The sequence below is a fragment of the Leptothrix cholodnii SP-6 genome, from assembly GCF_000019785.1.
Taxonomy (GTDB): Bacteria; Pseudomonadota; Gammaproteobacteria; order Burkholderiales; family Burkholderiaceae_C; genus Sphaerotilus; species Sphaerotilus cholodnii.
Genome location: NC_010524.1, coordinates 3,683,103 through 3,697,441, shown reverse-complemented (window position 1 = coordinate 3,697,441; position 14,339 = coordinate 3,683,103). Strand labels below are relative to the sequence as shown.

Sequence of the window (14,339 nt, the reverse complement as noted above, 5' to 3'; positions counted from 1 at the left end):
GACCCCCGAGGACGAACCGTGGCCATTCGAAAATCTCCCGTCTCATCCCCCGCTTCTTCACGACTCGCCAGCCGCGCCGCCAGCGCTCAGATCGACGGTTCCGTCCCCGCCACGACCCGCGTCGCGGTGCCGGCCTGGGCCGCATCCGACGAGCAGCAGAGCCGCGTCTGGGCGGCCCTGAGCGAACAGCTCGGCGACGATGCGCAATGGCCTGCATTCGACGCCCGCCTGCGCGCGCATCTGGGCGACCTGCGCCGCGAGCTGGCGCCGCTGTACGGCGCGCGGCCGGACTTCGAAGCCTTTCTGATCAAGCTGCTGGGCAATGCCTTCAGCGCCTGGCGCGAACGCTCGCCCGAGCTGAAGGCGCTCGACCAGGCGCGCGAGGCCGATCCGCAATGGTTCCACTCGAACCGCATGCTCGGCGGCGTCTGCTACGTCGACCTGTTCGCCGGCGACCTGAAAGGCATCGAGGCCAGCATCCCCTATTTCAAGGAACTGGGGCTGACCTACCTGCACCTGATGCCGCCTTTTCTGTGCCCCGAGCCGCACAGCGACGGCGGCTATGCGGTGAGCAGCTACCGGGCGGTCAAGCCGAGCCTGGGCCGCATCGAGGATCTGCGCCATCTGGCGCAACGGCTGCGCGAGGAGGGCATCTCGCTGGTGCTCGACTTCGTCTTCAACCACACCAGCGACGAACACGACTGGGCCCGCGGCGCACTCGCCAAGGATCCGTTCTACAGCGAGTTCTTCTACATCTTCCCGGACCGCACCCAGCCCGACGCCTACGAGCGCACGGTGCGCGAGATCTTCCCCGACGAACACCCCGGCGCCTTCAGCCAGCTCGAGGACGGCCGCTGGGTCTGGACCACCTTCCACAGCTACCAGTGGGACCTCAACTACGGCAACCCCGAGGTCTTCAACGCGATGGCCGGCGAGATGCTGTTCATCGCCAACCTGGGCGTCGAGTTCCTGCGCATGGACGCGGTGGCGTTCATCTGGAAGCGCCTGGGCACGCCTTGCGAGAACCTGCCCGAAGCGCACCACCTGCTGCGCGCCTACAACGCGCTGGCGCGCATCGCCGCACCGTCGCTGCTGTTCAAGTCCGAGGCCATCGTGCACCCGGACGACGTGGTCAAGTACATCGAACCGGCCGAGTGCCAGATCTCGTACAACCCGCTGCAGATGGCGCTGCTGTGGAACACGCTGGCCACGCGCGAGGTCAACATGCTGCAGAAGGCGCTGGAGCAGCGCCACCACATCCCCGACGGCACCGCCTGGGTCAACTACGTGCGCAGCCACGACGACATCGGCTGGACCTTTGCCGATGAGGATGCGATCCAGATGGGCATCCAGGGCTTCGACCACCGCACCTTCCTGAACCGCTTCTACGTCAACCGCTTTGCCGGCAGCTTCGCGCGCGGCGTGCCGTTCCAGGACAACCCGGCCACCGGCGACTGCCGCATCAGCGGCACGGCGGCGTCGCTGTGCGGGCTGGAGCAGGGCGACCCGCACGCGGTGGCGCGGCTGCTGCTGCTGTACGGCGTGGTGCTGTCGTCGGGCGGCATCCCGCTGATCTACCTGGGCGACGAGATCGGCGCGCTCAACGACCTGCACTGGGCCGACGACCCCGGCCACGGCGGCGACAGCCGCTGGGTGCACCGCCCCGTGCGCGACCTGGCGCGCTCGGCCCAGCGCGACGACCCGAGCACCGCGCCGGGCCGCATCTACGCCGGACTGCGACACCTGATCGCGCTGCGCCAGCACCTGCCGTCGCTGGCCGGTGGCCGACTGCATGCGTTCTGGACCCGCAACCGCTCGGTGCTCGGTTATCTGCGCAGCGGCGAGGGCCAGGGCGGCGGCGGCAACATCCTCGTGCTCGGCAATTTCAGCGAACACCCGCAGGCGATCGACGCGGCGGTGCTGCTGGGCATGCCGGCCGCGGCGGTCGACCTGATCGGCCAGACCGCGTTCAACCTGCGCACCGGTTTCACCCTGGCGCCGTACCAGATGGTGTGGCTCGATTGCCGGGGCGGTTGACGCAGGGATGACGCTCGGGCGCGTTCATACTCACAGCGTCCGTACGGCCCCATTCGTCCGTTGTCCGATCACAAGAAAGAGCCGGAGATCCGCATGCTCGAGTCCTCAACCGTAACCGCCCTGATGGCGGGTGATCACGGCGATCCGTTCGCCGTGCTCGGTCTGCACACACACGACGAGCGCTGGGTGCTGCGTGCGCTGCTGCCCGGCGCCGTCGGCGTCGACGTGATCGACAAGGCCAGCGGCCAGAACGTGGCCAGCCTGCGCCGCATCGTCGGCTCGGACGTGTTCGAGGGCACGCTGCCCGAGCGCGAAGACCGGCTGGTCTACCAGCTCGACGTCGACTGGGGCAGCCATCACCAGGTGATGGAAGACGCCTACCGCTTCTCGACCCTGCTCGGCGCGATGGACCTCTGGCTGCTGGCCGAAGGCACGCATCACCGGCCCTACGAACAGCTCGGCGCGCACCCGACCGAGATCGACGGCGTGGCCGGCACCCGCTTTGCCGTCTGGGCGCCGAGCGCGCGGCGCGTGTCGGTGGTCGGCAGCTTCAACAACTGGGACGGCCGCCGCCACGCCATGCGCGTGCGCAGCGAATGCGGCGTGTGGGAGATCTTCGTGCCGCACGTCGGCCCGGGCGACCTCTACAAGTACGAGATCAAGGGCCAGGACGGCGGCCTGCGGCTCAAGGCCGACCCGGTCGCCTTCCGCGCCGAAATGAGGCCGCAGACGGCCTCGGTGGTGCACGGCCTGCCGCCCGTGGTGCCGAGCACCGAACAGCGCCGCGACGCCAACGCGCTGGGCGCGGCGGTGTCGATCTACGAGGTCCACCTGGGCTCGTGGCGGCGCAACGAGCGCGGCGAATGGCTCGACTACCGCCAGATCGCCGAGCAGCTGATCCCCTACGCCAAGGACATGGGTTTCACCCACCTCGAACTGCTGCCGGTCAACGAGCATCCGTTCGACGGTTCCTGGGGTTATCAGCCCACCGGCATGTACGCGCCGACCTCGCGCTTCGGCACGCCCGATGATTTCCGCCACTTCGTTGCGCAGGCGCACGAGGCCGGCCTGGGCGTGATCCTCGACTGGGTGCCGGGCCACTTCCCGACCGACGCCCACGGCCTGGGCCAGTTCGACGGCAGCCACCTCTACGAACACGCCGATCCGCGCGAAGGTTTCCACCAGGACTGGCAGACGCTGATCTACAACTACGGCCGCACGGAGGTGCGCAACTTCCTGATCGGCAACGCGCTGTACTGGATCGAGCGTTACGGCATCGACGGCCTGCGCGTCGATGCGGTGGCCTCGATGCTGTACCGCGACTACAGCCGCAAGGACGGCGAGTGGATCCCCAACCAGTTCGGCGGCCGCGAGAACCTCGAGGCGATCGACTTCATGCGCCGCATGAACCACATCGTCGGCACCCAGCGGCCCGAGGCGATCACGCTGGCCGAGGAGTCGACCGCCTTCCCGGGCGTGTCGCGCCCGCCCGCCCCCGATCTGCAAAGCGGCGGCCTGGGTTTCCACTACAAGTGGAACATGGGCTGGATGAACGACACCCTGCGCTACATGCAGCAGGATCCGGTGCATCGCCAGTATCACCACGGCCAGATCACCTTCAGCCTGGTCTACGCCTTTACCGAGAATTTCGTGCTGCCGCTTTCGCACGACGAGGTGGTGCACGGCAAGGGTTCGATCCTGCAACGCATGCCGGGCGACGAATGGCAGCGCTTTGCCAATCTGCGCGCCTATTACGGTTTCATGTGGGGGCACCCCGGCAAGAAACTGCTGTTCATGGGCTGCGAGTTTGGCCAGGGCGAAGAATGGCATGCCGAAAAAGGCCTGCCGTGGCATTTGCTCGATTACCCGAATCACGCCGGCGTGCAGCGCCTGGTGTGTGACCTCAATACCGTGTACCGGGATTTTCCGGCGCTGCACCAGCTCGATTTCACGCCCGACGGTTTCGGCTGGATCAGCCATGACGATGCGCAGAATTCGGTCCTGTCATTCACCCGCCATGCTGCCGACGGCAGTTTCGTGGTGGTCGTCTGCAATTTCACGCCGCTGCCGCGCACGGGTTATCGCATCGGCGTGCCGGCCGCCGGCCATTACCGCGAGCTGATCAATACCGACGCCGCGATCTACGGCGGCAGCGGGGTGCACAACGGCCTCTTGAGCACCGAGCCGGTGGCCTCGCACGGTCGCGAGCAGTCGCTGGTGATCACCGTGCCGCCGCTGGCCACCGTGATGTGGGTGTGCGAGGGCGGCGCTGCTTCCTGACGCGGTCTTGTTGCCGTCCTGAAACTGACGGGCATCAAGATCGCTTAAGGTCAGGGTATTCCCTAAACGTGGATGGGGGCTTGCGCCGTCATCCCGCGCCTGAACCATGAACCGTCGCCACAAAGCTTCGCCGTCCCCCACCTCGTCCGACCGCCCGCTCGCCAGCGCACCCCTGGCCGATCCGGTTGCCGAGCGGCTGGCCGCCTGCACCGCGCAGGCCCGCGCCATCATCCTGGCGCGCCAGGATCCGGTCACCGGCCTGCTGCCGGCCAGCACCGCGATCACGGTGCACGGCGACTACACCCACGCCTGGGTGCGCGACAACGTCTACAGCATCCTGGGCGTCTGGGCGCTCGAGCTGGCGCACCGCGAGCGCGATCCGGCCATCGCCGCCGAGCTGCAGGCTCGGGTGATCGCGCTGATGCGTGGCCTGCTGGTGGCGATGATGAAGCAGGCCCACAAGGTCGAGCGCTTCAAGCACACCCAGCATCCGCTCGACGCGCTGCACGCCAAGTACGCCACCACCAGCGGCGAGCCGGTGGTGGGCGACGCCGACTGGGGCCACCTGCAGATCGATGCCACCGCGATCTTCCTGCTGCAGCTGGCGCAGATGAGCGCCAGCGGCCTGGCCATCGTGCGCACGCCGGCCGAGGTGGCCTTCGTGCAGAACCTGGTGCACTACCTGGCGCGCGCCTACCGCACGCCCGACTACGGCATCTGGGAGCGCGGCCACAAGCTCAACCACGGCCACGCCGAGATCAACGCCAGCTCGGTGGGCATGGCGCGGGCGGCGCTGGAGGCGATCAGCGGCTTCGAGCTGCTGCCCGGCCAGGCGCCGGCCATCCTGGTGCAGCCCGACGACATCGCCCACGCCCGCGCCACGCTGGCGCACCTGCTGCCGCGCGAGTCGGAAAGCAAGGAGACCGACGCCGCGCTGCTGTCGGTGCTGGGCTACCCGGCCTTCGCGATCGAGGACCCCGAGCGCTGCAGTGCGACCCTCGAGCGCCTGGTCGGCAAGCTCCAGGGCCGCTACGGCTGCAAGCGCTTCCTGCGCGACGGACACCAGACCGTGGTCGAGGACCACAGCCGCCTGCACTACGAACACGGCGAGCTGCAGCAGTTCCGCCGCATCGAGAGCGAATGGCCGCTGTTCTTCACCTACCTGCTGATCGACGCCCAGCTGCGCGGTGATGCGGCCCAGGCCGACGACTACCGCGCGCGCCTGGAGTCGCTGATGGTCGAGCGCGACGGCCAGCGCCTGCTGCCCGAGCTCTATTACGTGCCGGCCGACAAGGTCGACGCCGAGCGCGAGGCGCCGCACAGCCAGGACCGCGTGCCCAACGACAACGTGCCGCTGGTCTGGGCGCAGAGCCTCTACCTGGTCGGTGCGCTGCTGCACGACGGTCTGCTGCGCGCCGAGCAGATCGACCCGCTCGGTCGCCACGACGTGCTGCGCCGGCCGGCGCCGCCTTCGGTCACGGTGCAGCTGGCGCTGTTGGCCGCCGACAGCCTGGCCCAGGCGCGCATGGCCGCCCACGGCATCCCGGCGCAGACCCTGGCCGAGGTCCAGCCCCTGCAGGTGCGCTACGCCGACGAGCTGGACGCCGCGCTCACCGCGCTGGGCCGCTGGGACGAGCTGGGCCTGAGCGGGCGGCCGCGCCAGCGCCCCGGCTCGCTGGCCACCAGCCGCCTCTACCTGCAGCGCCACGGCGACGAGGCCGTCGACCGCGGCTTCGTCTTCCTGCCGCCGGTGCTGGCGCGCCAGGGCTTCTACGTCGGCCTGGACAACCGCCTGCTGGTCGACGAGATCCACGGCGAGCTGTCCTACCTGCGCCGCCACTGGCGCGCCCGCGACGGCCAGCCCCTGCTGGCGCTGCTGGTCACCCAGCCGATGCTCGACGCGCCCGGTGCCGACCGCCTGCTGCAGGCCCTGCGCGAACTGGTCGCGGCGGCTGTGCCGGGGGCCGCGCGGCCGCCCGGCGTGCCGCCGCTGCGCATCGCGCCGCTGGCCGACCTGCTGCCGGCGGCCACGCACTGCCGCCTGGACGCGCTGCCGCGCCTGCCTGACGAGCCCGCCAAGCCGCTCGATCAGAGCCCGGCCGCGCTGGCCGCGCTGCACTGGGAAGAAGCCGCGACCCGGCCGCTGAGCCCGGCCCGCGCCGCCGTGCTGGAGCGCGAGCTCGACGACGCCGCGCTGCAGCGGCTGATCGAGCGCAGCCGCAACCCCTACGAACAGGTCGAGGCCATCGGCCTGCTGGCCCAGCGCCACGGCCTGGACGCGCCGGCCTGGTCCGGCCTGACGCTGCGCCAGCTCTGCCAGGCGCTCTATTCCCGCGCCCGCCGCGAGCGCCGCTGGGGCCTGATCCGCCGCGCCGCCGGCGTGCTCGAGGTCCATGACGACACGCTCGAAGATGCGGTGGCGCAGATCGTCGTGCGCCAGCGCCAGGTCTCGATCGGCCGCGCCTACGACGCCCAGGCCATCATCACCACGCCGCTGGGCAATGCCGAGCTGTTCGACCGCCTGCGCCGCTTCGGCGGCAGCGATGCGCGGGGGCGGCTGCTGATCGAGGAGATCGTGCTGCTGCTGGGCCTGCTGATCAAGGCCGACACCACGCTGTTCAAGGGCACGCTGACGCTGCGGCCCTGGTACCTGCTGCTGCTGATCACCGGCCGGCTGGCGATCGAACACGGCATCAGCCAGGCCGAAGCCTTCGACCACCTGCTCGACTGCAGCCCGCAGGCGCTGCTGGGGCGCCTGCGCGAGGTGATCGTCAGCGAGCAGGAGATGAGCCGCGATCTGGTGCGGCTGCAGTCGCTGCACGTCAACACGACCGGCGGTGCGGAGTCCCTGGTGGCCTTGCAGTTCCCGGCCAGCAACGATCCGCAGCTGCCCGAAGTCGTGCCCGGCTGGCTGGCCTGGCGCGAGTTGAGCGGCGCGGTGGCGCGGGTGCCGGTCGATTTCCACGAGCGCATCTGGGCGCTGTTGCGCCAGGTGCCCGGCCTGGTGATCGGCGACCAGCTCGATGCCCGCAACCGCCTCGACAGCGCGCTGGCCCGCGCCGACAGCACGCCCGGCGAACGCGGGTTTGCGCTGCAGATCGAGGATCTGCTCAACAAGATCCACGCCCCCGAATACCGCCAGCTGACGATCGAGGCCCTGCTGGCCCTGAGCGACATTTTCCGCGCCAACGCCGACCTGCAGCTCGACAGCTGGCTGGTGATGGACGTGCTGGTGGGCATCGCGGTGCGACTGGGCTGGGAGCAATCGCTCGGCGCCGAAGCCGCCGCGGCGGCCGACTACAACGAGCATCGCGGCCAGGCGTGGAAGGATTTCTACGCCAGCCCGCCGCATCGCGTCGCCAACCTGGTGATGGCGGCGATCGGATTCCTGGTCGAACAGGCGCGGCGCGAGGAGCTCGAGGCCCTGGCGGCGCAGCAGGCGGCCGCGGTCGAGGTCGTTGCCGTGGATGCGGACGCGGCGTCGGAGGGCGAGGGGGTATCCGTTTCGACCGATGGGATTTCTGCCGCGGTGGTGTCGGAGGCCGGATCGGCGGGCTGAGATTTCGTGGTGGCAGGGCTCTTTGGGTTCTGCTGCGCAGACCGAGCGACGTTGCCGCGACTGGCTGGCCGCCCCGCCTCAGACACTGCGCTGATATCGGCGGGTCGGCCAGCCAGTCACGACAACGTGGAGTCGTTGTAGCGCCTGCGCCGGGTTGAATTCAACCTTGGCACGCCCGTTCGATGTTGTCCGGGGTGAGGGGATGCGATCCCGCCGATATCAGCGCAGTGTCTGAGGCGGGATCGCATCCCCTCACCCCGGGCCCGCTCACCCACGGCAGGCCATTGCCAGAGCCGAGACAGAAAACTCAGCCCCCGCCCAACGCCAGCGTTTGACCCCGCTCGGAGCTGCGCATCGCCACGTCCATCACCCGCATCGTCAACAGCGCTTGCTCGGCCGGCACCGGATTCGGGCCGACGCCATGCAGCGCATCACGGATGCCGGCGTAGTAGTGGCGATAGTCGCCTGCCAAGCGGGGCAGGGCGGTCGCGGCCCGCTCCACGCGCGTGTTGGCGCCCTGGGCCACGTCGCGCCAGTCCATCCAGCTGATCGGGCGCGGATCGTCGCCCCAGCCGTCGGCGCCGGGCGCCATGCCGGCCTTGAGCTGGTCTTCCTGCGTGTCCAGGCCGTGGCAGGCCAGGCTGCCGAGCTGGCCGTGGATCTCGAACCGCGCACCGGGCAGGGCGGCCAGGCGGGTGCAGTGCAGCGTGATCCGGCGGCGCGGTTGTTCGTAGAACAGCGTGACCTGGGCGTAGTCGACCGCGTCGCTGCCGTCGCGCAAGGCGGCCAGATCGGCACCGATGCGATCGGGCGCGCCGAACAGGCACAGCGCCTGATCGACCAGATGCGGTCCGAGGTCGTACCACAGGCCCGAACCCGGCCCGGGGCGCTCGCGCCAGCGGTCGCGCGGCGTCGGGTCGAAGCGGTCGAAACGCGACACGAACTCGCGCACCTCGCCGATCGCGCCGCTGCGGATCTGCTGCGCCACGGTCAGGAAATCGCCGTCCCAGCGCCGGTTGTGGAACACCGACAGCAGCTGGCCGCGCTCGTGCGCCAGATCCACCAGGTCCTGCGCCTCGTCCAGCGTCACGGTGAACGGCTTGTCGATCACCACGGCCTTGCCGGCCAGCAGCGCGGCGCGCGCCAGCGGGTGGTGGCTGTCGTTGGGCGTGGCGATCACCACCAGATCGATGCCCGGCGCCTGCGCGGCGGCCAGGTAATCGGCCTCGACCGGCACGCCCGGCCAGGCGGCCTGCACGGCGCCAGCGTCGCTGGAGGCGATCAGCGCCAGCTTCAGGCCCGGCACGCTGCGGATCAGCGGCGCATGGAAGGTGCGGCCGACGTAGCCGTGGCCGATCAGGGCGACATTCAGGTCAGGCGGGGCGGTGTTCATGGTCGACCAAAAGAAAAGGGCCGGCTAGGCCGACCCTTCTGGCTTGACGCACAACGAGCGCACCGAGGTGCGGTTCGTTGTTCAGCCTGCAGACACGAGGCCTGCAGGCCGGGCATCAGAACGCGTAGTTGACGCGAACAGCGACGCCGCTAGCAGCGCCGTCACCTGCGTCTTGCTTCGACTTGCTGTACGAGAACGCCGGGGTGATGGTGGCACCGGTGGCGAACAGCGGCAGCGAGTAGGCAGCGTAGATGGTGTTCTGCTTCGACGACACGCCAGGAGCGGTTTCGTCCTTGTCGTTGATGTAGGCGAAACCAGCCGGGCCAAAGATGGCCATCACGCCGAAGGCGGTGTGCTTCAGGTCGCCGCCAGCGGGCTTGTCGGTGCGCTGTGCGAAGTTGAGGTTGACCGAGCCACCAGCGATCGGCATGCTGACCACGCCACCGAAGCCGGTGAACTTGACATCTGCAGCAGCGGTCGCGCCGTTGGTGCGGCCGCTTTCCATACCCAGCTTCACCGACAGCGGGCCAGCAGCAAAGGTCACGTTCGGACGCACGCCCTTGATTTCGCCGACAGCCTTGGTTTCGACCAGACCGAGTTCGAACGACACGCCAGGAGCGGCATTGACGGTCAGGGCCAGGTGAGCCGGGCTGCTGCCGAAACGGCCGCGCAGTTCGTTGGTGCGGGCGTGGTTCATGCCGTTGTCGTCTTCGACATAGACGTCCTTGCCGACCGCGAACAGTTCAACAGCTTCGAAACGGCCGAACTTCACGTCGGCGAACGAGGTGCCGATCTGGCCCCACATGTCGTCGGTGGCAGCGCCGCCGGTCTTCTGCAGCAGCAGGCTGGCGCGGCCAGCCACGAAGCCGTTGGCACCACCGGCCTTGCCGGCGACGTTGAATTCAACGCGGCCGCCTTGGCTGATGCCACGCTTCACGCCGTTTTGCTCATTGCCGTACTTGGTATCCAGTTCCAGATTGGCATCCATCGAAGCCGCGGCGAACGCCGGAGCAGCAACGACAACAGCAGCCACAACGGCGCTCAGCTTGAAAAAACGGTTCATTGGATTTACTCCTCTCGGGGTTGCAAAAGGGCCGCGAGTCGGCCGTGGGTGAACGCGAATAAAACTGGTTCGAGGGCAACTGTATCCGCCCTGTGGCGACTATCAATCATTTTGTTGTGTTATCGCCACTGTCTCGAATGACGCCATTGTGACGGCCGGCTGTTGGGGCACACCACATTTGTGCATCGCGCACCTTGCGGTTTCATCGGGTTACGACGTCCGCGCTATTTTTGTGCGCTGCGACACAGGGGCAAACCCCCCGATTGGCTGTTTTGAAAGACGCCGGGTCGTGGGAAAACCCGGGGGTCCGATGTGTCGTGATTACGCGACAAAACGCCCCCGGCCGACGCCTCACCTGGCCTGGATCATCCATTCATGTGCGGGGTCATTCTTGAAATGCCACGCCCGGCCGGGCCCGGCCATCACGTTCAGGTAATAAAGGTCATAACCATGCGGTGCCACGCACGGGTGATACCCGCGCGGCACCATCACCACGTCGTGGTTTTCGACCGCGCAGGCCTCGTCGAGGCTGCGGTCGTCGGTGTAAACGCGCTGAAATGCAAAACCCTGCGGCGGATTAAGGCGGTGGTAATAAGTTTCCTCGAGCAGGGTTTCTTCGGGGGCGGCGTCGCGGTCGTGCTTGTGCGGCGGGTAACTGCTGGAATGGCCGGCGGGCGTGATCACCTCGACCACCAGCAGGTGGTCGGCCGCCGGATCGTCCTGCGGCAGGATGTCGCACACATAGCGCGTGTTGCTGCCCTGGCCGCGCACGCTGCGGCGCAGGCTGGCGCCGTCGAGGCGCTTGACGGCCTTGCCGCCCTTGCTCGGCGCGCTGCACAGTGCGACTTCGCTGTCGCGACTGGCGCTGATGGTGACGGCCAGGCCGCCCGGCACATACAGCGCGTCGGGCGACTTTTCCTCGAATACGCTGTTGCGTGAGCCGAGCGCGGCATATCGCTCGCCGGCCACGATGATGTCGACCGTGCCGGTCAGCACCACCACGCACAGCTCGCGCGTGCCGGTGTCCAGGCTTTCGCTGTCGCCGGCAGCCAGGCGCAGGGCCTTGAAGCCCACGTGCGTCCAGCCGGCCGACTCGGGCGTCACTTCGCAGATTTCACGGCCCGCGCGGGCCTTGACGAGAAGACTCATGGCCGCTTCCTTCAGGCGCTCAGCCGATCGACGATCGCGCGCAGCGTGCGGTAGCCCTTCTGCGCGTACTGATAGCTCGGCGCCACGGCCGGATCCTGCTCGGCCTCGACCACCAGCCAGCCTTCGTAGCCGGCGTTCTTGAGCGTGGTGAGCACGGCGTCGAAGTCGATCACGCCGTCACCCGGCACGGTGAAGGTGCCGTTGATGACGCCGTTCAGGAAGCTCCAGCCGTCGTTGCGTGCCGTCGTGATGACCTGTGCGCGCACGTCCTTGCAATGCACGTGAACCACGCGCGACAGGTGCTTCTTGAGCAGCGCCACCGGGTCGGCCGCACCGCCAAAGTAGGCGTGCCCGGTGTCGAACAGCAGGAACACCTTGGCCGGATCGGTCAGCGCCATCAGCTGGTCGACGTCGGCGGGCGACTCGACGTACGCGCCCATGTGGTGGTGGTACGCGAGCTTGATGCCGTAGGTGTCGATCAGGTGCGCACCGAACGCGTTCAGGCGCTCGGCATAGGCCTGCCACAACGCGGCGTTGGCGAAATGCGGGCGCTTGGACACCGGCACGTCGATCTGGCCCTGCACGGTGCCGGCGCATTCGCCGTAGACGACGACGTTGGCGCCGTTGTACTGCAGCTTGCTCATGTGGGCGCGGGCGCGCTCGATCTCGGCGGCCACCGCGTCGGCGTTGCTCTGGCCGGGTTCGGTCTCGGCCAGGAAACCCGAGTACCAGCCCGACACGCAAGCCACGCCGAATTCATCGAGCTTGGCCTTCAGGCCCGGGCCGTCCTTGGGGAACTTGTTGCCGAGCTCGAAGCCCTCGTAGCCGATCTCGGCGCCTTCGCCCAAAGCGGTTTCGAGCAGCGTCTCGCCGCCCAGCGAGGGCAGGTCGTCGTTCATCCAGGAGATCGGGTTGATGCCGATGCGCACGTTCCAGGTCATGGTCAGGTTCCTTCTTGAATCAGAGGCGTTGGTCTTGTTTGGCGGTGACGTAGCGTTCGTGCGCTTCTTGCACCTCGCTGCGCTGCGACACCTCGGGGATCGCCACCTCCCACCAGCAGCCGCCGTCGGTGGTGCGGGTGTGGGTGGTGTCGATCACGATCACCTGGGTCTTGCGGGCGGCGCGCGCGGCCACCATCGCGGTCTTCAGCTCGGCCACGTCGGCGACGTGCACCGCGTGCGCGCCCATCGCGCGGGCGTGCATCGCGAAGTCGATCTCGCTGGGCTGGCCGCCCTCGGGCACGCAGTCGTCGAGCATGTTGTTGAAACTCGGCACGCCCGACTTGCCCTGCAGCCGCTCGATGCAGCCGTAGCCGCGGTTGTCGAGCACGACGACGATCAGCTTGAGACCCAGCATCACCGAGGTGGCGATCTCGGCGTTGAGCATCATGTAGGAGCCGTCGCCCACCATCACGATCACCTCGCGGTGCGGCGCGCCCATCTTGGCGCCCAGGCCGCCGGCGATCTCGTAGCCCATGCACGAGTAGCCGTATTCCATGTGATACGTGCCCGGCGCGCGTGAGCGCCACAGCTTGTGCAGCTCGGCCGGCAGCGTGCCGGCGGCGCAGACGACGATGTCGTCGAGACCGCTGTCGCCGCCCGCGTCATTCAACGAATCGCGCACCGCGCCGATCACCTCGGCGTCATACGGCAGCACGCCCTTCGGCACCGCCGTGGTCAGCTCGGTGACGATGGCGTTGCCACGGGCCGCTTCGGCGCGGGCCTTGTCGGTCCAGCCGGCATCGGCCGACCAGCCGGCGGCAGCGGCCGAGAGCTGCCCCAGGCCGAGCTTGGCGTCGGCCACCAGCGAGGTGGCGTTCCACTTGCCGGCGTCGAAGGGTTGCACGTTCAGGCACAGCAGTTTCGCCTTGGCGAACAGCGCGTGCGAGCCGGTGGTGAAGTCCTGCAGGCGCGTGCCCACGGCCAGCACCAGATCGGCCTCGCGCGCCATCGCGTTGGCCACGTTCATGCCGTCGACGCCGATGGCGCCGAGGTTGAGCGGGTGATCCCACGCCAGGCTGCTCTTGCCGCCGTGCGACTCGACCACCGGCACGCCGTGCGCCTCGGCAAAGGCGCGCAACTCGTTGCTGGCCTGGCTGTACAACACGCCGCCACCGGCGACGATCAGCGGCCGCTTCGCGGTCTTCAGCACCTCGGCGGCGCGCGCCAGCTCACCGGCATCGGCGGGCGGGCGGCGGAAGCGGATCAGCGCGGGCTGCAGGAAGCTCACGGGGCAGTCGAAGGCCTCGGCCTGCACGTCCTGCGGCAGCGCCAGGCAGACCGGGCCGCACGAGGCCGGGTCGGTCATGACCTGGATCGCCCGCGGTAGCGCGGTCAGGATCTGCTCGGGCCGGGTGATGCGGTCGAAGTAGCGCACGACGGGGCGGAAGCAGTCGTTGGCGCTCAGGTCGCCTTGGCTGAAGCTCTCGATCTGCTGCAGCACCGGATCGGGCGCGCGGGTGGCGAAGGTGTCACCCGGCAGCAGCAGCACCGGCAGGCGGTTGACGTGCGCCACCGCGGCGGCCGTGACCAGGTTGGTCGCGCCCGGGCCGATGCTGGTGCTCACCGCCATGATGCGCTGGCGGAACTGCGCCTTGCCGTAGGCGATGGCCGCGTGCGCCATGCCCTGTTCGTTGTGGGCGCGGAAGGTCGGCAGCGGGTTTTGTGCGTGGTCGCGCTGGGCATACAGCGCCTCGCCGATGCCGGCCACGTTGCCGTGGCCAAAGATCGTGAACACCCCGCCGCAATAGGGCGCGATGCTGCCGTCGGCCATCTCCACGCGCAGGGCGGCGAGGTGTTGCACCAGCGCCTGCGACATCGTCAATCGGATCGTTTTCATCAGGGATCTTTCGTCTTGTC

General features: G+C 68.7%; 8 protein-coding genes. 3 read left to right on the top strand and 5 right to left on the bottom strand.

Translation table 11 applies throughout. The features are described from left to right. The first annotated feature begins 126 nt into the window (after positions 1-126). The 3 genes from LCHO_RS16560 to LCHO_RS16550 all read left to right on the top strand — a co-directional run bounded on the left by LCHO_RS16560 (position 127) and on the right by LCHO_RS16550 (position 7,876). A complete protein-coding gene (locus LCHO_RS16560; protein ID WP_043704407.1) occupies positions 127-2,037 on the top strand; it encodes an amylosucrase in 1,911 nt (636 codons plus the stop codon). Positions 2,038-2,130: 93 nt separating this feature from the next. Next, positions 2,131-4,317, top strand: a complete 2,187-nt coding sequence (gene glgB, locus LCHO_RS16555; RefSeq protein ID WP_012348326.1) for a 1,4-alpha-glucan branching protein GlgB — start codon at positions 2,131-2,133, stop codon at positions 4,315-4,317. A gap of 106 nt (positions 4,318-4,423) precedes the next feature. After that, complete coding sequence (locus tag LCHO_RS16550; protein ID WP_012348325.1) at positions 4,424-7,876, top strand: glycoside hydrolase family 15 protein; 3,453 nt, start codon at positions 4,424-4,426, stop codon at positions 7,874-7,876. Positions 7,877-8,183: 307 nt separating this feature from the next. On the opposite strand, the gene LCHO_RS16545 is transcribed toward LCHO_RS16550, so the two are convergent. The 5 genes from LCHO_RS16545 to iolD form a co-directional block, all read right to left on the bottom strand. Then, complete coding sequence (locus LCHO_RS16545; RefSeq protein WP_012348324.1) at positions 8,184-9,269, bottom strand: oxidoreductase; 1,086 nt, start codon at positions 9,267-9,269, stop codon at positions 8,184-8,186. 115 nt (positions 9,270-9,384) lie between these two features. Further along, on the bottom strand, positions 9,385-10,332 hold the full coding sequence (locus tag LCHO_RS16540) for a carbohydrate porin (RefSeq protein ID WP_012348323.1): 948 nt from the start codon (positions 10,330-10,332) through the stop codon (positions 9,385-9,387). Between the two features lie 351 nt (positions 10,333-10,683). Next, positions 10,684-11,481, bottom strand: a complete 798-nt coding sequence (iolB, locus tag LCHO_RS16535) for a 5-deoxy-glucuronate isomerase (RefSeq protein WP_012348322.1) — start codon at positions 11,479-11,481, stop codon at positions 10,684-10,686. An 11-nt stretch (positions 11,482-11,492) separates the two neighbouring features. Continuing rightward, complete coding sequence (iolE, locus tag LCHO_RS16530; protein ID WP_012348321.1) at positions 11,493-12,422, bottom strand: myo-inosose-2 dehydratase; 930 nt, start codon at positions 12,420-12,422, stop codon at positions 11,493-11,495. A gap of 19 nt (positions 12,423-12,441) precedes the next feature. Beyond that, the gene (iolD, locus tag LCHO_RS16525; protein WP_085986855.1) at positions 12,442-14,322 is read right to left on the bottom strand and encodes a 3D-(3,5/4)-trihydroxycyclohexane-1,2-dione acylhydrolase (decyclizing); all 1,881 of its coding nucleotides are present in this window, start codon (positions 14,320-14,322) and stop codon (positions 12,442-12,444) included. Positions 14,323-14,339 lie beyond the last annotated feature (17 nt).

Coding starts and splice junctions, on each gene's coding strand:
- glgB (WP_012348326.1), top strand. CDS start 2,131: ATGCTCGAGTCCTCAACCGTAACCGCCCTGATGGCGGGTGATCACGGC.
- LCHO_RS16550 (WP_012348325.1), top strand. CDS start 4,424: ATGAACCGTCGCCACAAAGCTTCGCCGTCCCCCACCTCGTCCGACCGC.
- LCHO_RS16545 (WP_012348324.1), bottom strand. CDS start 9,269: ATGAACACCGCCCCGCCTGACCTGAATGTCGCCCTGATCGGCCACGGC.
- LCHO_RS16540 (WP_012348323.1), bottom strand. CDS start 10,332: ATGAACCGTTTTTTCAAGCTGAGCGCCGTTGTGGCTGCTGTTGTCGTT.
- iolB (WP_012348322.1), bottom strand. CDS start 11,481: ATGAGTCTTCTCGTCAAGGCCCGCGCGGGCCGTGAAATCTGCGAAGTG.
- iolE (WP_012348321.1), bottom strand. CDS start 12,422: ATGACCTGGAACGTGCGCATCGGCATCAACCCGATCTCCTGGATGAAC.